Below are 19,408 nucleotides of genomic sequence, written 5' to 3'. Positions count from 1 at the left end.
CCGAAGTGGACGGGGTATCAACTTCTGGCGTTGATTTTTGGCACGCTGTTGAGTTCTCAAGGAACGGACGCTTCCTTTGTACTCACCCTCGCGGGTTTTCCTCCGGGCTTTCGTTCTGTGTTCTTGCGTTTCCGACTCTATCAGAGCCAGTCTCGCTTGCTTTCCAGGTCCTGCGCTTTCGCGCTTTCCCTTTCCGGCGATTCCGACTCTATCAGATCCTTTCGGGCCTGACTCCCAGTCAGCGGGGTTTGTCTTCCGGGCTGTTGGGCCCTTCCGACGAGTGAGACAGTAGCGGATTCCCTGCCCCCGAAGCCAATCGGCGGCTGCGTCCTGGGACGCGGATTCCTCATTCGCAAATACGCATGAAAACGAGACGACAACATGCGTCGTTCGTTCGAATGTGTGTAGTGCGGGATGGCCGTCCGGGGACCGACCGGGGTCGGCGCTCACTTCGGACAACTCGAAGAACCTTACGGACCGGGCACTGGCGTGTCAACCCCCGGCTGACCGGGCGTGAACGGTGGTGGACGCGCGGGGGACAAACCGGTGCCGTCCTCGGCCCCCTGCGGGCTACGCTGCCTCCCATGACTACGCATGCGCTCACGCTCAGCCTCTGCTGGTGGGCCGCCTGACGGCGGCCGACCTTCCACCTGAGCACGCATGCGCTCACGGCCGCCGCCCCGGCGGCCGTTTTTCGTTCCTCCCCTCCCGGGAGTGGCTCGGTCGCCGGCTGCGGCGGCCCCACCACATCCACACGGGCAGGAGAACGACATGACGAGGATCTTCAGCGGGGTCAAGCCGACCGGGCATCTGACGCTGGGGAACTACCTGGGGGCCGTCCGGCAGTGGGTCGCCGCCGACCAGGAGGCCGGCGACGCGCTGTTCTGCGTCGTGGACCTGCACGCGCTGACCGTGGAGCACGACCCCGCACGCGTACGCAGGCTCAGCAGGCAGGCCGCGACGCTGTTGCTGGCCGCCGGGCTGCGGCCGGACCGGTGCACGCTGTTCGTGCAGAGCCACGTCGACGAGCACACGCGGCTGGCCTACCTGCTGGAGTGCACCGCCACCGACGGGGAGCTGCGGCGGATGATCCAGTACCGGGAGAAGGCGGCGAAGGCGCAGGGCGCGGGGGAAGGGGTACGGCTGTCGTTGCTGACGTATCCCGTGCTGATGGCCGCCGACATCCTGGCGTACCGGGCGGACGAGGTGCCGGTCGGTGAGGACCAGCGGCAGCACGTGGAGCTGACCCGGGACCTGGCCGTGCGGTTCAACCAGCGGTACGGGCACACCTTCACCGTGCCGCGGGCCACGCATCCGGCGGTCGCGGCGCGGGTCATGGACCTCCAGGACCCGACGTCGAAGATGGGGAAGTCCCACGAGAGCGGGGCCGGGATCGTCTACCTCCTCGACGAGCCGGGGGTGATCCGCAAGAAGGTGATGCGGGCCGTGACCGACAGCGGGGACGACGGGGTGGTGTACGACCGGGCGGAGCGGCCGGGAGTGGCGAACCTGCTGGACGTCCTCGCGGCCTGTACGGGCGGGGAGCCGGAGAAGCTCGCCGCCGGGTACGGCCGGTACGGGGACCTGAAGCGGGACGTCGCCGACGCGGTGGTGGAGCTGCTGCGGCCGCTGCGGGAGCGGCACGCGGAGCTCGCGGCCGATCCGGGGGAGGTGGACCGGGTGCTGCGCGAGGGTGCCGGGCGGGCGCGGGGGCTGGCGCGGCCGGTGGTGGACCGGGCGTACGAGGCGATCGGGCTGCTCGCGCCCTGACCTCGTACGCCCCGATCCCGTACACCCCGGCCTCCTGCAGCCCGGGCTCTTGCGGCCCGGGCGTCCGGTTCGGTCAGCTGTTGCCGGAGGCGAGTTCGCGGCTGCGGTCGCGGGCCGCCTCCAGGGCGGCGATCAGGGCCGCCCGAACGCCGTGCTTCTCCAGCTCGACGATGGCGTTGATGGTCGTGCCGGCCGGGGAGGTGACGGCCTCGCGGAGCTTGACCGGGTGTTCGCCGCTGTCGCGGAGCATCACGGCGGCGCCGATGGCGGCCTGGACGATCAGGTCGTGGGCCTGGGCGCGGGGCAGCCCGAGGAGGATGCCGGCGTCCGTCATGGCTTCGACGAGGTAGTAGAAGTAGGCGGGGCCGGAGCCGGAGAGGGCGGTGGCCGCGTCCTGCTGGGACTCGGGGACGCGCAGGGTCTTGCCGACGCCGCCGAAGATCTCCTCGGTGTGCTGGAGGTGGGCGGCGGTGGCGTGGCTGCCGGCCGAGATGACGGACATGGCCTCGTCGACGAGGGCGGGGGTGTTCGTCATGACGCGGACGACGGGGGTGCCGGGCGCGAGCCGTTCCTCGAAGAAGGAGGTCGGGATGCCGGCGGCGCCGCTGATGACCAGACGGTCGGCGGGGACGTGCGGTGCGAGCTCTTCCAGGAGCTTGCCCATGTCCTGCGGCTTGACGGTGAGGATGAGGGTGTCGGCGCGCTTGGCGGCTTCGGCGTTGCTGACGGCCTCGACGCCGTAGCGGGTGCTGAGCTCCTCGGCGCGCTCGGGGCGGCGGGCGGTGACGAGCAGCTTGCCCGCCGGCCGTCCGCCGCGGATCATCCCGCTGAGCAGGGCCTCGCCGATCTTGCCGGTACCGAGGACTGCGACTGTCTGGGTCATGCCCGATTCACCTCGCCGAACGAACGTAAGGACGTACGGGTTCATCCTTGCACCCGGCCGGGGAGCGGCGGGTTCGCCGTCCGGTCCGTGGGCGGTCCTACGGGGTGCGGCGGCGCAGGGTGGCCGCGCCGAGGGCGAGGACGAGCAGGGCGCAGCCGGCGACGACGACGGCGTCGCGGACGAAGTCGGCGGTCATGTCGGTGTGGGTGAGGACCTGGGTCATGCCGTCGACGGCGTAGGACATGGGCAGGACGTTCGAGAGGCCTTCGAGGGCGGAGTGCATGGTGTCGCGGGGTGCGAAGAGTCCGCAGAGGAGCAGCTGCGGGAAGATCACGGCCGGCATGAACTGGACGGCCTGGAACTCGGACGCGGCGAAGGCGGAGACGAAGAGGCCGAGCGCGGTGCCGAGGAGCGCGTCGAGGAGCGCGACGAGGAGGAGCAGCCAGGGGGAGCCGATGACGTCGAGGCCGAGGGCCCAGAGGGCGAGGCCGGTGGCGAGGAGGGACTGGAGGACGGCGACGGCGCCGAAGGCGAGGGCGTAGCCGGCGATGAGGTCGCCCTTGCCGAGCGGCATGGCGAGGAGGCGTTCCAGGGTGCCGGAGGTGCGTTCGCGGAGGGTGGCGATGGAGGTGATCAGGAACATGGTGATGAGGGGGAAGATGCCGAGGAGGCTGGCGCCGATGGTGTCGAAGGTCCGCGGGCTGCCGTCGAAGACGTAGCGCAGCAGGGTCAGCATCAGTACGGGGACCAGGAGCATCAGCGCGATGGAGCGCGGGTCGTGGCGGAGCTGGCGCAGGACGCGGGCGGCGGTGGCGAGGGTGCGGGCGCCGTTCATCGGCGGGTTCCTTCGGGGGCGGGGGCGGGGGCGGGGGCTGGGGCTGGGTGGGTGGCTTCGTCGGCCCGGTCGGCCCGGTCGGCCCGGGCGGCTTCGTCCACGAGGCGGAGGAAGCCCTCTTCGACGGTGGTGGAGCGGGTGCGGGCGCGCAGGGCGTCGGGGGTGTCCCGGGCGAGGATCCGGCCTTCGCGCATGAGGAGCAGCTCGTGGCAGCGTTCGGCCTCGTCCATGACGTGGGAGGAGACGAGGATCGTCGTGCCGCGGTCGGCGGCGAGGTCGTGGAAGAGGTTCCAGAGGTCGCGGCGCAGGACCGGGTCGAGGCCGACGGTCGGTTCGTCGAGGACGAGCAGCTCGGGGGTGCCGAGCAGGGCGACGGCGAGGGAGACGCGGCTGCGCTGGCCGCCGGAGAGGTTGCCGGCGAGGGCGTCGGCGCGGGTGGTGAGGTCCACGTCGGTGATGGCCCGGGCGACTGCTTCGGCGCGGCGGGCGGCCGCGGCGCGTCCGGGGTCGAGGACGGCGGCGAAGTAGTCGAGGTTCTGCCGGACGGTGAGGTCGTCGTAGACGGAGGGCGCCTGGGTGACGTAGCCGATGCGGGAGCGGAGCCGGGGGTGGCCGGCGGGGCGGCCGAGGACGTCGAGGGTGCCGGTGACGTGGGCCTGGGTGCCGACGACGGCGCGCAGGAGGGTGGACTTGCCGCAGCCGGAGGGGCCGAGGAGGCCGGTGATGCGGCCTCGGGGGACGTCGAAGGCGAGGGCGTCGAGGACGGTGCGGGGGTTGCGGCCGGTGCCGCGTCGGACGGTGAGTCCGCGGGCGCGTACGGCGGGGGCGGCCGGGGTGGGGGCGGGGGCGTCAGGGGCGGGGGGCGGCTCTTCCCCCCGCTGCTTATTCATCATGTGATGAATAATGCTCCTGGCGGTGCCCGGGCGTCAATGAGCCGGAGGCGGGACCCGTCCTACTTCTTGCGCTTGGGGCGGCGGGCGGCCGGGTTGCCGGTACGGGCGCCGCGGCGGCGGGCGAATTCGGCCTCGGCGCGCTCGTACTCGGCGCGGTGGAGCCTCTCGCCGGGGGCCTCCATGAAGCAGCGCAGGAAGTACGCGACGAGGGAGCCGATGAAACCGATCGCCTTCAGGCCCTTGAGCGCGGCCTCGTCGGAGGACGGGGCGGGGCGGCGGCCGAAGGACTCCCAGGTCTTGGCGAAGGCGATGGAACTGGCGATCGCGAAGAGGATGACGACGGAGATGCTGAGGAACGGGCCGACGTTGCCGATCTCCAGTCCCTCGTAGGCGAGGCGCAGGAGGTAGGCGCCGATGACGGCGGCGGCGAGCGCGCCGACGGCGAGGCCGGCGCGGCGCAGGGCGTAGCCGTTGTCGTGTTCCACCCAGGTGGTGCCGAAGAACTTGATCGGCTCGGGCCGCGGGCCGGGGGCCGGCTCGGCCGGGCTGGTGCGCCGGCCCTGGCCCTGGGGCTGACCCTGGGCCCGGTCCTGGTTCTGGCCCCGGTCCTGGCTCTGGTCTCGCTGCTGGTCGTCGCTCACAGCAGCGATTATCCCCCGGCGGGCCGGACCGGCCGGGGGCGTCTCGCGTGGCGGAACGGGAACCCCGGCCCGGCCGGGCGGAAAGGGACGGACTAGCCGCAGCGGCCGGTGACGTAGCCGTCGCTGCCGGTCTTGACGTAGGCGTCGGAGACGAACTGGCCGTTGCCGATGCAGTCCCAGAGGTCGGTGGTGCCGTACGGGCCGCTGACCGTCGTACCGGGGCACTGGCAGCGGATGGTGACGCTGGCGCCCAGCGGCAGGACGCGCGAGACCGAGTACTGGGTGCCCGGGCCGCTACGGACGTTGACCTGGTGGCCCGGGGCCACCGGGAAGGTCGGGAAGCCGGACGCGGCGGCCTCCACGTGGGCCTCCACCTGGGCATCCACCTGGCTGGAAACGTTCTCAACGGACATGTGAAATCTCCCCCCATGGGTGTTGCTCTGCGCAACGCGCGCAGGGCAGCAAGCTCTTGGATGTTCCCACGGGCCATCGACTAGGCTCCGGCGGGGGTGGTGAGCGGTGCGATCGCGGAGCGCGGACTACGCAGGATTTCCGGAGTACGCCGGGCAGTACCGGCTCGAATCCGTGCTCGGCTCCGGCGGTATGGGCGTCGTCCACCTGGCCGCCTCCAGTTCGGGGCTGAAACTCGCCGTCAAGGTCGTACACGCCCAGCACGCGGTGGACCCGGAGTTCCGGGCGCGCTTCCGGCAGGAGGTGGCGGCCGCGCGGAGGGTGAGCGGGGCGTTCACCGCTCCCGTCGTCGATGCGGACCCGGACGCCGAGCGGCCGTGGATGGCCACCCTGTTCGTCGACGCCCCGACCCTGTCCGAGCGGGTACGGGAACGCGTGCTGGACCCCGTCGAGCTGACCCGGCTCGCCGCCGGGCTGGCCGAGGCCCTGCGGGACATCCACCGGGCGGGGGTCGTGCACCGGGACCTGAAGCCCAGCAACGTGCTGATGGCCCCCGACGGGGTGCGGGTCATCGACTTCGGCATCTCGCGCCCCTCCGACAGCGACCTGCACACCGAGACCGGCAAGCTGATCGGGACGCCGCCCTTCATGGCGCCGGAGCAGTTCCAGCGGCCCCGGGACGTGGGGACGGCCGCGGACGTGTTCGCGCTGGGCGCGGTGCTCGTGCACGCGGCGACCGGACGCGGGCCCTTCGACTCCGACAGCCACTACCTCGTCGCGTACCAGGTCGTGCACAGCGAGCCCGACCTGACGGGGCTCCCGGCGCGGCTCGTGCCGGTCGTGGCCCGCTGCCTGGCCAAGGATCCGCAGGAGCGGCCGACCGCCGACGCGCTGATCGCGGAGATCCGCAGCGTGACGTCCCGGACGGCGGAGGACACCCAGGCCTTCATACCGCACCCCCGCCCGCCCGGCCCCGACGAGGTGGGCACGCACCGCCGGGACGCGGAACCGCTCGTGGACGCCGCCCCCGAGACCGCGCCCCCGTCACGCCCCCGGCGGGGACGGCGCACGGCCCTCGTGGCGGGCGGCGCCGCGTTGCTGCTGGCCGGCGCCGCCGCGGGCTGGCAGGCGTACGAGGGCGGGCGGGCCGGGGAAGCGGACCGGCGGGTGACACCGGTGGCGGCGCAGCCCGCGGCCTTCGTCCCGTGGGCCGCGGAGGTGGGCGACCGTGCCGCGGGGAAACGGCTCGCGGCCTGTTCCGGGTCGGCCGGGGCCCTCTACTGCTCGGCGCGGGGCGTGGCCGTGGTGCGGCTCGACCCGGTGGACGGCTCGGTGCTGTGGTCGACGGCGTCGACGGCGCCGGCCGACCGTACGACGACGGACAGCGCCCCCGTGTACGGCGGCGGAGTGGTCGTCTCCGTCGCCTCCGGCAGCCGGCTGGTGCGGGCGCTCGACCCGGCGGACGGGAAGGAACGCTGGCAACGGCCCCTGCCCGACGGCACCCAGGTGGTGGCCGCCGGGGAGCGGCTCCTGCTGGCGGGGCCGGGCGGTGAGGTGACGGTCCTCGACGCGGCGACGGGCACGCCCCGGTGGACGAAGCGCATCGGCGGCGCGGGCTCCGAGTGGTGGGCGGCGTCCGACGGGCCGGGACGTACGGAGTTGTACGTCGCCACGCGCGACGCGTCCGGCAAGTCGACCCAACTGGCGGCCGTGGACCCGGAGAACGGGACCGAACGCTGGCGGACGGCCCGGCCTGGCCTGCTGCGGCCGGCCGGGGTGGCGGCCGGCGCCGTGCACCTGCTGGAGAACGACACCTCCAGCGCGACCCTCGCGGTCGTGCGCGTCGACCTGGCCACCCGGGCCGTGCGGCGGGTGGCGCTGGCGGCTCCGCTGCCCGACGCGGAGGCGGCCCTCGGCCCCGACGGAACCGTGTACGCCTTCGGCACCGGGGGCAGGCTCGTGGCCGTCGGCGCCGACCGGGAACTGTGGAGGCTGGAGACGGGCACGGCCTCCGCCTCGCGCCCCGTCTTCATGGAAGGGCGGCTGTACCTGACCGCGCCGGACGGGCGGCTGCTGGCGGCGGACGCGGCGACCGGCCGGCTCGTGGGCCAGACGAAGATCCGCATGGGCAACGGGCAGGACACCTTCAGCTCCGCCCTCCCCGCCCCGGTGGCCGCCGACGGCAGGGTCTTCGCCTCCGCGCCCGACGGGACGGTCTTCTCCGTGGACGCGCGGAACCCCGCCGGATGGTGAAGCGCCCGGCGGGGTTCGCGGCGGCCGGGGCTCAGCCCAGGAGGGACACGTCGCGGACCGCGCCCTTGTCGGCGCTGGTGGCCATGGCGGCGTAGGCGCGCAGGGCCGCGGAGACCTTGCGCTCGCGGTTCTTCGGGGCGTAGACGCCGCCCAGGGCCTCGTGGCGGGCCGCGAGGGTGGCCTCGTCGACGAGGAGCTCGATCGAACGGTTCGGGATGTCGATCCGGATCCGGTCGCCGTCCTCCACGACCGCGATGGTGCCGCCCGAGGCCGCCTCCGGGGAGGCGTGGCCGATGGACAGGCCCGAGGTGCCGCCGGAGAAGCGGCCGTCGGTGACCAGCGCGCAGACCTTGCCGAGGCCGCGGCCCTTGAGGAAGGAGGTCGGGTAGAGCATCTCCTGCATGCCGGGGCCGCCGCGCGGGCCCTCGTAGCGGATGACGACGACGTCTCCCGCCTTGATCTCCTTGCGGAGGATCTTGTCGACGGCCTCGTCCTGCGACTCGCAGACGACGGCCGGGCCCTCGAAGGTCCAGATCGACTCGTCGACACCGGCCGTCTTCACGACGCACCCGTCCACGGCGATGTTGCCGCGCAGCACCGCCAGGCCGCCGTCCTTGGAGTAGGCGTGCTGCACCGAGCGGATGCAGCCGCCCTCGGCGTCCAGGTCGAGGGTGTCCCAGCGCTCGGACTGGGAGAACGCGGTCGCGGAACGCTTGCAGCCGGGGGCCGCGTGCCACAGCTCCATGGCCGTCTCGGAGGCGGTGCCGGAGCGGGCGTCCCACTCGGCCAGCCAGTCCTCCAGGTTCGCCGAGTGGACGGAGGTGACGTCCTTGTTGAGCAGCCCGCCGCGGTGCAGCTCGCCCAGGATGGCGGGGATGCCGCCGGCCCGGTGGATGTCCTCCATGTAGTACGTGCCGCCGGGCGCCACGTTCGGCGCGACCTTGGACAGGCACGGGACGCGGCGCGAGACCTCGTCGATGTCGGTCAGGTCGTAGTCCAGGCCCGCCTCCTGCGCCGCGGCCAGCAGGTGCAGGATCGTGTTCGTGGAGCCGCCCATGGCGATGTCCAGGGCCATGGCGTTCTCGAAGGCCTGGCGGGTGGCGATGTTGCGCGGCAGGACGGACTCGTCGCCGTCCTCGTAGTAGCGCTTGGTGATCTCCACGACCGTGCGGCCGGCGTCCTCGTACAGGGCGCGGCGGGCGGTGTGCGTGGCGAGGACCGAGCCGTTGCCCGGCAGGGCCAGGCCGATGGCCTCGGCGAGGCAGTTCATGGAGTTGGCGGTGAACATGCCCGAACACGAACCGCAGGTCGGACAGGCGTTCTCCTCGATCCGGAGCACGTCCTCGTCCGAGACGTTCTCGTTGGAGGCCTCGACCATGGCGTCGATCAGGTCCAGCTTGCGGACGGTGCCGTCGACGAGGATGGCCTGCCCGGCCTCCATCGGGCCGCCGGACACGAACACGACCGGGATGTTGAGCCGCATCGCGGCCATCAGCATCCCGGGAGTGATCTTGTCGCAGTTGGAGATGCAGATCAGCGCGTCCGCGCAGTGCGCCTCGACCATGTACTCCACGGAGTCCGCGATCAGGTCGCGCGAGGGCAGGGAGTACAGCATTCCGCCGTGCCCCATGGCGATGCCGTCGTCGACCGCGATGGTATTGAACTCGCGCGGGATCGCACCGGCGGCACGGATGGCGTCGGAGACGATCCGGCCGACCGGCGCCAGGTGGGTGTGGCCGGGGACGAACTCCGTGAAGGAGTTGGCGACCGCGATGATCGGCTTGCCGATGTCCTCGCTCGCTACGCCCGACGCGCGCATCAGCGCACGTGCGCCTGCCATGTTGCGGCCGTGGGTGACGGTGCGGGACCTCAGCTCGGGCATCGGGTTCACTCCCCATGAGTGCGGCCGGCCCGACGGACGCGGCCGCGACTGTAGATATGAATCAGTTACGAGGCTACGCCTCCGGACCGCGATACGGACAGGTTGTCCGGATGCCGGGACGCGCGGCTCATTCTCCGGTCAGGTACCGCTGGAGCGTCGGCGCCACGAGGGCCACGATCTCCTCCGGGTCCGCGGACGCGAGGGGCTCGACCTGGACGACGTACCGCAGCAGCGCGATGCCGATCATGTGCGAGGCGGCCAGTTCGGCGCGGAACGTGGGATCGGGGACGTTCAGGTCGGCGGCCACCCGCTCCAGGACCCGGCGCAGGATCAGCCCGCGCAGGACCTTCGCCGCCGCCTCGTGGGTGAGGGCGGACCGGATCACGGCGAGCAGCGGGGCCCGGGTGACCGGGTTCTCCCAGACGCCGAGGAAATAGCGGGCGAGCCGCTCCCCGATGCCGTCCGGGCCCTCGCCGAGGAGCGCCGGCACGACCAGGGCGGGCTCCAGGCTCACCTCGATCGCGGCGGCGAACAGCTCGTCCTTGCTGCCGAAGTAGTGGTGCACCAGCGCCGGGTCCACCCCGGCGACCTTCGCGATGCCGCGCACGGACGTCTTGTCGTACCCGCGCTCCGCGAAGACCTCCCGGGCGGCAAGGCGGATGACCTCCTGGGTGCCGGGCCCGTCCCCGGCCTCGTCCTGGCGGGGCCGGCCCGGGCCGCGCCGCCGCTTCGCGGGCTCCGTCATCGGCGGCGGGCCGGGTCCGCGAGGTGCAGGCGGGTGAAGGCCAGGGCCTCGGCGAGGTCGGCCTCGCGCTCGGCGGAGGACATCGCCCGCCGGGTGTTGACCTCGATGACGACGTGCCCGTCGAAGGAGGTCCGGGCCAGCCCGGCCAGCAGCTCGGCGCAGGGCTGCGTACCGCGCCCGGGAACCAGGTGCTCGTCCTTCGCGGAACCGTTGCCGTCGGCGAGGTGGATGTGGGCGAGCCGGTCGCCCATCCGGTCGATCATCGCGCCGGCGTCCGTACGGGCGGTCGCGGTGTGGGAAAGGTCGACGGTGAAATGCCGGTAGTCGTCCTTGGTGACGTCCCACTCGGGCGCGTAGGCGAGCATCTCGCGGTCGCGGTAGCGCCACGGGTACATGTTCTCCACGGCGAACCGGACGTCGGTCTCGTCGGCCATCCGCCAGATCCCGGTGACGAAGTCCCGGGAGTACTGCCGCTGCCAGCGGAACGGCGGGTGCACGACCACGGTCGACGCCCCGAGCCTCTCGGCCGCGGCCTGGGCCCGCTGGAGCTTGGTCCACGGATCGGTGGACCACACGCGCTGGGTGATCAGCAGGCAGGGCGCGTGCACGGCCAGGATGGGCACGTGATGGTGGTCGGACAGCCGGCGCAGGGCGTCGACGTCCTGGCTGACCGGGTCCGTCCAGACCATGACCTCGACGCCGTCGTAGCCGAGGCGCGCGGCGATCTCGAAGGCGGTCGCCGTGGACTCCGGGTAGACGGAGGCCGTGGAGAGCGCGACTTTCGGGATCCGGACTGGTTCTGCCACGGGGACAGATTACGGGGCCCTTGCCCTGTCCGGGCCAGGGCGGGGTGCAAGGGGCCGAATCCCCTCAACCCGGCCGCCGCCAGACCAGCGTGTAACGCCAGAACAACCGGCGCCGCAGCCGCGCCCCGGGGAGCACGAGCCGGGCCGCGCGGACGATGTCGCCGTACGTCATCTCCGCGGCCCGCGTGGGCGCGGTCATCGAGACGGGCCGCACCCCCGGCCGCCCCTTGTTCCGCACCCAGCCCACGAGAACGTTGAGGGGGATCGCGACGGCACCGAGGATCCGGTCCCCCGCGCTCTCCGCCCGGTAGAGCCCGACCACGACCAGGGTCCCATCGGGCGCCAGCAGCCCCCGGAAGTGCCGCAGGGCGTCACCGAACGGCAGGTGGTGCAGCACGGCCACGCACGTGACGACGTCGTACTCCCCCTCCACGCCCAGCGCGTCCCCGACCTCGAACCGGACCGACCCCCCGCCGCCGGTCAACTCCCGCGCCCGCACGACGACCCCGGGATCGGCATCGACCCCGACCACCACCCCGGCCCGCCGCCCCAGCCCCCTGGCCAGCTCCCCGGTCCCGGCCCCCACGTCGAGCGCCCGCCCGACCCGTCGCGGCAACTGCCGCAGGATCCACGGGTGGTAGTGCCGGTTGTGGTCCCAGGGATGGGCGTCGTTGAACCGCCCGAGCGCCCGCAGCACGCGGGGAGTCAACAGAGTGATCACGAAACAAGCCCCCCGCTCCACATCTCGGCCCATCTTCCCGCATGGCGATGCGCGCGGTGGTCTTCGGGCGAGTGCCTGGTGGACGAAACCCGGGAGTGCTCCGCCCCGACGGCCCGTGACCGGCCCCGGACGGCCGGCAGGCGCCGAGCGATAAGGAGCGTAGCGATCTGGTGCGCATGCCCGCTCTCCAGGACGTCATGGGCGTCATTTCGGGTGGGTAAGCCTGGAGCCCGGTCCCGGAAGGGGGCGCGAGGGGGCCGTGTGCCCGGTCGGCCGACGTCCGGCCCCTCGTCGCTGCGCTGACGGGGCCGCTCCTGCCGGTCCGTCCCCGTGACCGTTCTTTTGGGGGGTTCCCGTCGGTCTTCGGCTTTCCGGGGTGGGCCGGTCGGTCAAGGGTGGCCGAAGGCCATCGCGAAGCGACGCGACGACGAAGGAGGAGCGCCCTTGAGGGACCGGTCCACCCCGGAGAGACGATGAGACTGACGGGAAACCACCAAACCCTCCCTGATCCGGACCAGCTAGGGCCCCGCCGTCCCCTGAGCCCCCGACCCCCGTGCCGGCGCCGTTACGGCAGGTGGTCCAGGCGGCGGAGGATCACGCCTTCGCGGAGGGCCCAGGGGCAGATTTCGAGTTCGTCGACGCCGAAGAGGTCCATGGTGGCCTCGGCCACCATGGCGCCCGCCAGGAGCTGGGAGGCGCGGCCGTCGGAGACGCCGGGGAGGGCGGTGCGTTCGGCCGTGGTCATCGCGGTGAGGCGCGGGACCCATTCCGCGAGGGACTTGCGGGTCAGGTCGCGCTGGATGTAGAGGCCGTCGGCCTCCCTGGCCGCGCCCGCGATGCGGGCCAGCTGCTTGAAGGTCTTCGAGGTGGCGACCACGTGGTCCGGCATGCCGAAGCGGCTGAATTCTCCGACGGTACGGGCGATCTGGGCCCGTACGTGCCGGCGCAGGGCCTTCACGTCCGCCGGGTCCGGCGGGTCGCCGGGCAGCCAGGCCGAGGTGAGGCGGCCGGCGCCGAGGGGGAGGGAGACGGCGGTGTCGGGGTCCTCGTCGATGCCGTACGCGATCTCCAGCGAACCGCCGCCGATGTCGAGGACGAGGAGCTTTCCGGCGGACCAGCCGAACCACCGCCGGACGGCCAGGAAGGTGAGTCGGGCCTCGTCCTCGCCGCTGAGGACGGGCAGCTCGATGCCGGTCTCGGCCTTGACCCGGGCGAGGACCTCGTCGGCGTTCGTGGCTTCCCGTACCGCGCTGGTGGCGAAGGGCAGAAGGTCCTCGCAGCCCTTGTCCTCGGCGGCCTGTACGGCCTCGCCGATGACCGCGACGAGGCGCTCGATGCCCTCGGGGCTGACCGCTCCGTGCTCGTCGAGCAGTTCCGCCAGCCGCAGCTGCACCTTGTGCGAGTGCGCGGGAAGGGGGCGCGCGCCGGGGTGCGCGTCGACCACCAGCAGATGAATCGTGTTCGAACCCACGTCAAGGACACCGAGTCTCATACGAGAAACGCTACTGGGCGGAACGCGTAGGGGTGGAGTAAGGGGCGCTTAGGCTTGGGTTTGTGCCAAATACGAAGAAGGCCAACAAGACCCGGTCGAAGAAGGCCAAGGGCCAGGAGCAGCACGACGAGACGGGACTGGACTTCCCCCGGGCCTGGGTGGAGTTCCCCGACCCCGCCGACGACGAGCAGATCTTCCGCTGCGACCTGACCTGGCTGACCTCGCGCTGGACGTGCATCTTCGGCAGCGGCTGCCAGGGCATCCAGGCGGGCCGCGCCGACGACGGCTGCTGCACGCTCGGCGCGCACTTCTCCGACGAGGACGACGAGAAGCGGGTCGCGGAGAACGTCGCCCGGCTCACGCCCGAGGTGTGGCAGTTCCACGACGTCGGCAGCGAGAGCGGCTGGACGCAGTTCGACGACGACGGGGAAAAGCAGACCCGCCGCTGGGACGGGGCCTGCATCTTCCTGAACCGGCCCGGTTTCCCGGCCGGCGCGGGCTGCTCCCTGCACATCCTGGCGCTGAAGGGCGGGCAGGAGCCGCTGGAGACGAAGCCGGACGTGTGCTGGCAGCTCCCCATCCGCCGGACGTACGACTGGATCGACCGGCCGGACGACACCCGGGTCCTCCAGGTGTCGATCGGCGAGTACGACCGCCGCGGCTGGGGGCCGGGCGGTCACGACCTGCACTGGTGGTGCACGTCGGCGACCTCGGCGCACGGGGCCGGCCAGCCCGTGTACGTCTCGTACCGGGCGGAGCTGACGGAGCTGATGGGCAAGGAGGGCTACGAGGCCCTCGTCGCCCTGTGCGAGGCGCGGCTGGCGTCACTGCTGCCGATGGCGCCGCATCCGGCGGACCCGGCGTAAGGCGGGCCCGCCGACGACCGGCGACGACCGGCAGACGGCGAACGGCGGACGGCAGGACCCGCCACCCGGCAGACGACAGGACCCCCCGCCACAGCTCCCACCATCCCGCCCTAAGCCCCCGACGGCCCCGGCCCGGACCCCGATCCCTCCCCGGACCCGGACCCCGACCCCTCCCCGGGGGAAACCGTTCCTCCTGAGGAGGGTTCCGGCGCCGGCGTCGGGGTGGCGGGGTCCGTCGGGGTCGGGGTCGGTGTGGGCGTCGGGGTCGGCGCCGGGGGCTCCGGCGGTGTGGGGGTGGGCGTCGGGGTCGCAGTGGAGGCCGGGGGCGGCTCCGGGGTGGGGGCCGGGCGGCCCCGGCCCTGGATGGAGACGACCGCGCCGGCCGGGTCCACCCCGACGCGGGCGCTCCAGGCGCCGACGGGCTGTCCGGCGGTGTCCACGGTGATCCGTAGGGTGACCGATTCTCCGGGTTCCAGCGTGCCCGCCGTCTGGCTCGCCCGCAGCCAGGGGGCGTCCGACCAGAGCCGCCAGTCGACGGGGTTTCCGCCCGAGGCGGTGAGGGTGAGCAGGGTGACGGCGCCCCGGGTCGTGGCGGCCACGGTGAGCCGGCCGGGGGCTCCGGGGCCGGCCGCTTCCGGGGTGGCCGGCTGGCCGGCGCTGATGACCTCGACGGAGACGTCGGGGGCCGCGCTGCCGGGGGCGAAGCCGGGCTCGCCGGTGGTGTGGGCGGTGTTGCCGGTGTTCTCGTACGCGGTGAGCGGGCGGCCGTCGGCGTACGGCGGCGGGATCTCGGACTCGCTGGCCGAGATCCGGGTTCCCTCGCCCCCGACGGGCTCGCCGGTGGTGGGGGCTCCGCGGTAGGCGGCCCAGAGCGCGATGACGGGCGCCGCGACGACGGTGGCGACGACGGTGGTGGTCACGGCCCGGGCCCGGAGCCGGTCGCGGCGGGCGGCCCGGTCCTTGGGGTCCATGGGGAAGCCGGTGCGGTCGAAGCGCGGGCCGGGGCGTCCGCCGCGGCGCCGGCCGGAGCGCAGCATGGCGGCGTGGACGGCGGTGCGGGGGGCCGGGACGAGGGGGAGTGCGGCGTTGACGCCGCCGGTGCCGGGCCAGGGAGCGCCGGCGCCGACGCGTTCGGCGGCGCGGCGGCAGCGCGGGCAGTCGTCGACGTGGCGGACGAGCTCGGCGCGCAGGGAGCTGGACAGCAGGACGTTGCCGTCGCCGCCGTCCCCGTCGTCGCCGGTGAGCCGGGAGACGGCCGGGCAGTTGCCGGTTTCGACGACGGCGAGTGCGGCGCGGGTGCGTTCCACCTCGCAGGCGGCCCCGGACAGCAGTTCCCGGGCGGCGGCGGGGCCGGTACCGAGGACGGAGGCGAGTTCGGGGACTCCGAGGCGGTGGCGTACGGCGAGTTCGAGGGCTTCGCGCTGTTCGGGGGTGGTGCCGGCGGCTTCGGGCCAGGCGAGCCGGGCGAGTTCGGTACGACGGTAGGCGCTGACGTCGAGCCCGCGGTGCGCCCCCGGCGCATGGGCGGGGTCCGCATGCTCCGGCGCACGCCGGGCGGCATGCGCCCCCTGGCGGGCGCGCCGCTGCTCGGCGAGCCGGCGCAGGCAGGCCCAGCGGGCGAGGGCGTACAGCCAGGCGCGCCGTTCGCCTTCGTCGGGGCAGCGCCCGGGGTGGCGTTCGGCGACGGCGAGGACGTCGCCGAGCACGTCGGTGGCGGTGTCGTGATCGCAGAGGACCGACAGGCAGTACGTGAACAGGCCGTCCAGGTAGGGCTCGTGCCGGAAGGGGGGCGGCTGTTCGACGGCGTCCGGGCTGTACGGGATGTTCGGAGTGTCCGAGGTGTACGGGGTGTGCGGGGTGTGCGGGGTGTCCGGGACACCCGGAGCATCGGGGGTACCGGCAGGAACACCGTCCGTCATGTCGGCCGCACCCCGCCCCTCGGGCCCGTGGGACCCTTCGGTCCTCTCGGCAGCCCCGTCGGCCGGGGCGGGCGCGTCCCCCGTCGGACCCGCGGCGGGCATGCGCCCGTGCGCCCGGTGTGCGCCGGTGCGCGATGCGGGGTCTCGCTGGTTGCTGCTGTTCACCTGGCGACCGTAGGCGGCAGGCCGGTGACGGCCCGGAAGCCTTCAGCAGTTTTAGTCCTTACGGGTGAACAGATCGCCACCCCGCTGACAGCGCCCCTGACGGCCGCGTCCGCCGGCCGCCCCGACGGGGGCGCGCGGGCGCGAAGGGGGGCGGCTCCTGCGATCCCCCGCCGAACCCCCGCCGGCCACCGCCGCCCGGCGTTGTCGGTGGCGGCGGCTACCGTGGGGCGCATGGCTGCCCGTACCGCTCGTTCATCCGCCAAGGACCGGCCGTCCTACCGCTGCACCGAGTGCGGCTACACGACCGCGAAATGGCTCGGGCGCTGCCCGGAGTGCCAGGCCTGGGGCACCGTCGAGGAAATGGGCGGCGCGCCCGCCGTACGGACCACGGCGGCCGGGCGCGTGTCCTCGCCCGCGCTGCCGATCGGCCAGGTCGACGGCCGGACCGCGACCGCCCGCAGCACCGGCGTCGACGAACTGGACCGGGTCCTGGGCGGCGGGCTGGTCCCCGGGGCCGTCGTCCTGCTGGCCGGGGAGCCCGGCGTCGGCAAGTCGACGCTGCTGCTCGACGTCGCGGCGAAGGCGGCCAGCGGCGACCACCGCACCCTCTACGTCACCGGCGAGGAGTCGGCGAGCCAGGTACGGCTGCGGGCCGACCGGATCAACGCCCTCAACGACCACCTCTACCTCGCCGCCGAAACCGACCTATCCGCGGTACTGGGCCACCTCGACGCCGTGAAGCCGTCCCTGCTGGTCCTGGACTCCGTACAGACCGTCGCCTCCCCCGAGATCGACGGCGCGCCCGGCGGCATGGCCCAGGTGCGCGAGGTGGCCGGGGCCCTGATCCGGGCCTCCAAGGAGCGGGGCATGTCCACGCTCCTCGTCGGCCACGTCACCAAGGACGGGGCGATCGCGGGCCCCCGCCTGCTGGAGCACCTGGTGGACGTGGTGCTCAGCTTCGAGGGCGACCGGCACGCGCGGCTGCGCCTGGTGCGCGGCGTGAAGAACCGCTACGGCGCCACCGACGAGGTCGGCTGCTTCGAACTGCACGACGAGGGCATCACCGGACTCGCCGACCCGAGCGGCCTGTTCCTCACCCGGCGTGCCGAGGCCGTGCCCGGGACCTGCCTGACGGTGACCCTGGAGGGCAAGCGTCCGCTGGTCGCCGAGGTGCAGGCGCTGACCGTCGACTCGCAGATCCCCTCCCCCCGCCGGACCACGTCCGGGCTGGAGACCTCCCGCGTGTCGATGATGCTGGCCGTGCTGGAGCAGCGCGGCCGGATCACGGCGCTGGGCAAGCGGGACATCTACAGCGCGACCGTGGGCGGGGTGAAGCTGACCGAGCCGGCCGCGGACCTGGCGATCGCGCTGGCGCTGGCCTCGGCCGCCAGTGACGTGCCGCTGCCGAAGAACCTCGTCGCGATCGGGGAGGTGGGGCTCGCCGGTGAGGTGCGGCGGGTGACCGGCGTGCAGCGGCGCCTCGCGGAGGCGCACCGGCTGGGCTTCACGCACGCGCTGGTGCCGGCGGATCCGGGCAAGGTCCCGGCCGGCATGAAGGTGACCGAGGTCGCGGACATGGGCGAGGCGCTGCGGGCGCTGCCGCGCGGCCGGTCGCGTACGCCGGCCAAGGAGCGGGGTGCCGAAGCCACGGGACGCGGAGCCGAATAGGCACGCGGACCGAAGGGGAACACCGGGCCGGACAAGAAGACGACGGACGCGGCACGACACGAGCGCGACAAGGGCGGGACAAGAGCGGAATCAGAGGGTCCGCCAACCGGCCGGGCAGCAGGTCAGGAGCCCCGTTCCGGCCCCCGCGGGAACGATGCGGGTCAAGGCACGGCGGGCGCACAGCCCGCGCCGGTAGACTTTGTGCTGGTCCGCCCGGCCGTACGCACGCCCTCGTGCCCGTGGCGCGGGGCGGTACGACCCGCGACCGGAGGAGTGCAGTGGCAGCCAAGGACGGGGCAGCAGCATCCGGCAAGTCGGGCGCGGGCGCCAGGCAGGAGGCGATGATGCGCGCCTCTCTGAGCGCGGTCGCGCCTGGTCAGCCCCTGCGTGACGGTCTGGAGCGGATCGTCCGGGGCAACACGGGCGGGCTCATCGTCCTCGGCATGGACAAGAGCGTCGAGGCGATGTGCACCGGCGGTTTCGTGCTGGACGTGGAGTTCACCGCGACCCGGCTGCGCGAGCTGTGCAAGCTCGACGGCGCGCTCATCCTCGACAAGGACATCACCAAGATCCTGCGGGCCGGCGTGCAGCTGGTACCGGACGCGTCGATCCCCACGGAGGAGACCGGCACCCGGCACCGCACCGCGGACCGCGTCTCCAAGCAGTGCGGTTTCCCCGTCGTCTCCGTCTCCCAGTCGATGCGGCTGATCGCCCTCTACGTCGACGGCGAGCGGCGGGTCCTGGAGGAGTCCGGGGCGATCCTGTCGCGCGCGAACCAGGCCCTGGCCACGCTGGAGCGCTACAAGCTGCGCCTCGACGAGGTCGCGGGGACGCTGTCCGCGCTGGAGATCGAGGACCTGGTGACGGTCCGCGACGTGACGGCCGTCGCCCAGCGGCTGGAAATGGTCCGCCGGATCGCGACCGAGATCGCCGAGTACGTGGTCGAACTGGGCACGGACGGGCGACTGCTGTCGCTCCAGCTGGACGAGCTGACGGTCGGCATCGAGCAGGAGCGGGAGCTGGTGATCCGCGACTACGTCCCGGAGCCGACGGCGAAGCGTTCCCGCACGGTGGACGAGGCCCTTCCGGCCCTGGACGCGCTGACGCACCCCGAGCTGCTGGAGCTGGCGATCGTGGCGCGGGCCCTGGGGTACACGGGCTCTCCGGAGACCCTGGATTCGGCCGTGTCGCCGCGCGGTTACCGGCTGCTGGCGAAGGTGCCGAGGCTGCCGGGGGCGATCATCGAGCGGCTCGTGGAGCACTTCGGCGGACTGCAGAAGCTGCTCGCGGCGAGCGTGGACGACCTGCAGACGGTGGACGGCGTGGGCGAGGCCCGCGCCCGGAGCGTCCGCGAGGGCCTGTCGCGCCTCGCGGAGTCCTCGATCCTGGAGCGCTACGTCTGACGGCGGCGCCTCTGACACTGATGAAGACGGCGGCGGCCCGGGACCTGGTCCCGGG

At 73.3% G+C, this 19,408-nt stretch carries 17 protein-coding genes; 6 read left to right on the top strand and 11 right to left on the bottom strand.

Annotated features, from left to right (window positions below):
* Nucleotides 1–231: hypothetical protein (locus ABZZ17_RS38415; protein ID WP_356883760.1), on the top strand; the 231-nt coding region annotated here is incomplete at its 5' end.
* A 540-nt stretch (nt 232–771) separates the two neighbouring features.
* Nucleotides 772–1,770 carry a tryptophan--tRNA ligase gene (trpS, locus tag ABZZ17_RS38410; RefSeq protein WP_356883758.1) on the top strand — a complete coding sequence of 333 codons (999 nt, stop codon included), beginning with the start codon at nt 772–774 and terminating at the stop codon, nt 1,768–1,770.
* Nucleotides 1,771–1,843: 73 nt separating this feature from the next.
* Here the strand turns inward: trpS and proC are convergent, their stop codons facing one another.
* The 5 genes from proC to ABZZ17_RS38385 form a co-directional block, all read right to left on the bottom strand.
* Nucleotides 1,844–2,653 (bottom strand): pyrroline-5-carboxylate reductase, encoded by an 810-nt coding sequence (proC, locus tag ABZZ17_RS38405; protein ID WP_356883756.1) that lies wholly within the window; start codon nt 2,651–2,653, stop codon nt 1,844–1,846.
* A gap of 97 nt (nt 2,654–2,750) precedes the next feature.
* Entirely contained in the window at nt 2,751–3,488 is a 738-nt protein-coding gene (locus tag ABZZ17_RS38400; protein ID WP_356883754.1) for an ABC transporter permease, read from the bottom strand.
* Nucleotides 3,485–4,381 (bottom strand): ABC transporter ATP-binding protein, encoded by an 897-nt coding sequence (locus ABZZ17_RS38395; protein WP_356883752.1) that lies wholly within the window; start codon nt 4,379–4,381, stop codon nt 3,485–3,487. Before ABZZ17_RS38395 ends, ABZZ17_RS38400 begins: the two co-directional genes overlap by 4 nt.
* Nucleotides 4,382–4,440: 59 nt before the next feature.
* Entirely contained in the window at nt 4,441–4,890 is a 450-nt protein-coding gene (locus tag ABZZ17_RS38390; protein ID WP_356883764.1) for a hypothetical protein, read from the bottom strand.
* Between the two features lie 224 nt (nt 4,891–5,114).
* Nucleotides 5,115–5,435, bottom strand: a complete 321-nt coding sequence (locus tag ABZZ17_RS38385) for a peptidase (RefSeq protein WP_356883750.1) — start codon at nt 5,433–5,435, stop codon at nt 5,115–5,117.
* Nucleotides 5,436–5,541: 106 nt separating this feature from the next.
* On the opposite strand from ABZZ17_RS38385, the gene ABZZ17_RS38380 reads away from it, so the two are divergent.
* A complete protein-coding gene (locus tag ABZZ17_RS38380) occupies nt 5,542–7,686 on the top strand; it encodes a serine/threonine-protein kinase (RefSeq protein WP_356883748.1) in 2,145 nt (714 codons plus the stop codon).
* Between the two features lie 31 nt (nt 7,687–7,717).
* Here the strand turns inward: ABZZ17_RS38380 and ilvD are convergent, their stop codons facing one another.
* The 5 genes from ilvD to ABZZ17_RS38355 form a co-directional block, all read right to left on the bottom strand.
* Entirely contained in the window at nt 7,718–9,568 is a 1,851-nt protein-coding gene (gene ilvD / locus ABZZ17_RS38375) for a dihydroxy-acid dehydratase (RefSeq protein WP_356883746.1), read from the bottom strand.
* Between the two features lie 127 nt (nt 9,569–9,695).
* Nucleotides 9,696–10,313, bottom strand: a complete 618-nt coding sequence (locus ABZZ17_RS38370) for a TetR family transcriptional regulator (RefSeq protein WP_356883744.1) — start codon at nt 10,311–10,313, stop codon at nt 9,696–9,698.
* The gene (locus ABZZ17_RS38365) at nt 10,310–11,119 is read right to left on the bottom strand and encodes a sugar phosphate isomerase/epimerase (RefSeq protein WP_356883742.1); all 810 of its coding nucleotides are present in this window, start codon (nt 11,117–11,119) and stop codon (nt 10,310–10,312) included. Before ABZZ17_RS38365 ends, ABZZ17_RS38370 begins: the two co-directional genes overlap by 4 nt.
* 64 nt (nt 11,120–11,183) lie before the next feature.
* Complete coding sequence (locus tag ABZZ17_RS38360) at nt 11,184–11,837, bottom strand: class I SAM-dependent methyltransferase (protein WP_356883762.1); 654 nt, start codon at nt 11,835–11,837, stop codon at nt 11,184–11,186.
* A gap of 568 nt (nt 11,838–12,405) precedes the next feature.
* On the bottom strand, nt 12,406–13,332 hold the full coding sequence (locus tag ABZZ17_RS38355) for a Ppx/GppA phosphatase family protein (RefSeq protein ID WP_356883740.1): 927 nt from the start codon (nt 13,330–13,332) through the stop codon (nt 12,406–12,408).
* 62 nt (nt 13,333–13,394) lie between these two features.
* On the opposite strand from ABZZ17_RS38355, the gene ABZZ17_RS38350 reads away from it, so the two are divergent.
* On the top strand, nt 13,395–14,198 hold the full coding sequence (locus tag ABZZ17_RS38350; protein WP_356883738.1) for a hypothetical protein: 804 nt from the start codon (nt 13,395–13,397) through the stop codon (nt 14,196–14,198).
* A 110-nt stretch (nt 14,199–14,308) separates the two neighbouring features.
* Here the strand turns inward: ABZZ17_RS38350 and ABZZ17_RS38345 are convergent, their stop codons facing one another.
* A complete protein-coding gene (locus ABZZ17_RS38345) occupies nt 14,309–16,117 on the bottom strand; it encodes a hypothetical protein (protein WP_356883736.1) in 1,809 nt (602 codons plus the stop codon).
* A 396-nt stretch (nt 16,118–16,513) separates the two neighbouring features.
* Between ABZZ17_RS38345 and radA the strand changes: the two genes are divergently transcribed.
* Nucleotides 16,514–17,950, top strand: a complete 1,437-nt coding sequence (radA, locus tag ABZZ17_RS38340) for a DNA repair protein RadA (RefSeq protein WP_356883734.1) — start codon at nt 16,514–16,516, stop codon at nt 17,948–17,950.
* A 278-nt stretch (nt 17,951–18,228) separates the two neighbouring features.
* On the top strand, nt 18,229–19,353 hold the full coding sequence (gene disA, locus ABZZ17_RS38335; protein ID WP_356883732.1) for a DNA integrity scanning diadenylate cyclase DisA: 1,125 nt from the start codon (nt 18,229–18,231) through the stop codon (nt 19,351–19,353).
* The last annotated feature ends 55 nt before the right edge of the window (nt 19,354–19,408 follow it).

It is taken from the genome of Streptomyces sp. NPDC006512 (assembly GCF_040611935.1).
Taxonomy (GTDB): Bacteria; Actinomycetota; Actinomycetes; order Streptomycetales; family Streptomycetaceae; genus Streptomyces.
This window is presented reverse-complemented; position numbering and strand designations above follow the sequence as displayed.

Coding starts and splice junctions, on each gene's coding strand:
- trpS (WP_356883758.1), top strand. CDS start 772: ATGACGAGGATCTTCAGCGGGGTCAAGCCGACCGGGCATCTGACGCTG.
- proC (WP_356883756.1), bottom strand. CDS start 2,653: ATGACCCAGACAGTCGCAGTCCTCGGTACCGGCAAGATCGGCGAGGCC.
- ABZZ17_RS38400 (WP_356883754.1), bottom strand. CDS start 3,488: ATGAACGGCGCCCGCACCCTCGCCACCGCCGCCCGCGTCCTGCGCCAG.
- ABZZ17_RS38395 (WP_356883752.1), bottom strand. CDS start 4,381: ATGATGAATAAGCAGCGGGGGGAAGAGCCGCCCCCCGCCCCTGACGCC.
- ABZZ17_RS38385 (WP_356883750.1), bottom strand. CDS start 5,435: ATGTCCGTTGAGAACGTTTCCAGCCAGGTGGATGCCCAGGTGGAGGCC.
- ilvD (WP_356883746.1), bottom strand. CDS start 9,568: ATGCCCGAGCTGAGGTCCCGCACCGTCACCCACGGCCGCAACATGGCA.
- ABZZ17_RS38370 (WP_356883744.1), bottom strand. CDS start 10,313: ATGACGGAGCCCGCGAAGCGGCGGCGCGGCCCGGGCCGGCCCCGCCAG.
- ABZZ17_RS38355 (WP_356883740.1), bottom strand. CDS start 13,332: ATGAGACTCGGTGTCCTTGACGTGGGTTCGAACACGATTCATCTGCTG.
- ABZZ17_RS38345 (WP_356883736.1), bottom strand. CDS start 16,117: ATGACGGACGGTGTTCCTGCCGGTACCCCCGATGCTCCGGGTGTCCCG.
- radA (WP_356883734.1), top strand. CDS start 16,514: ATGGCTGCCCGTACCGCTCGTTCATCCGCCAAGGACCGGCCGTCCTAC.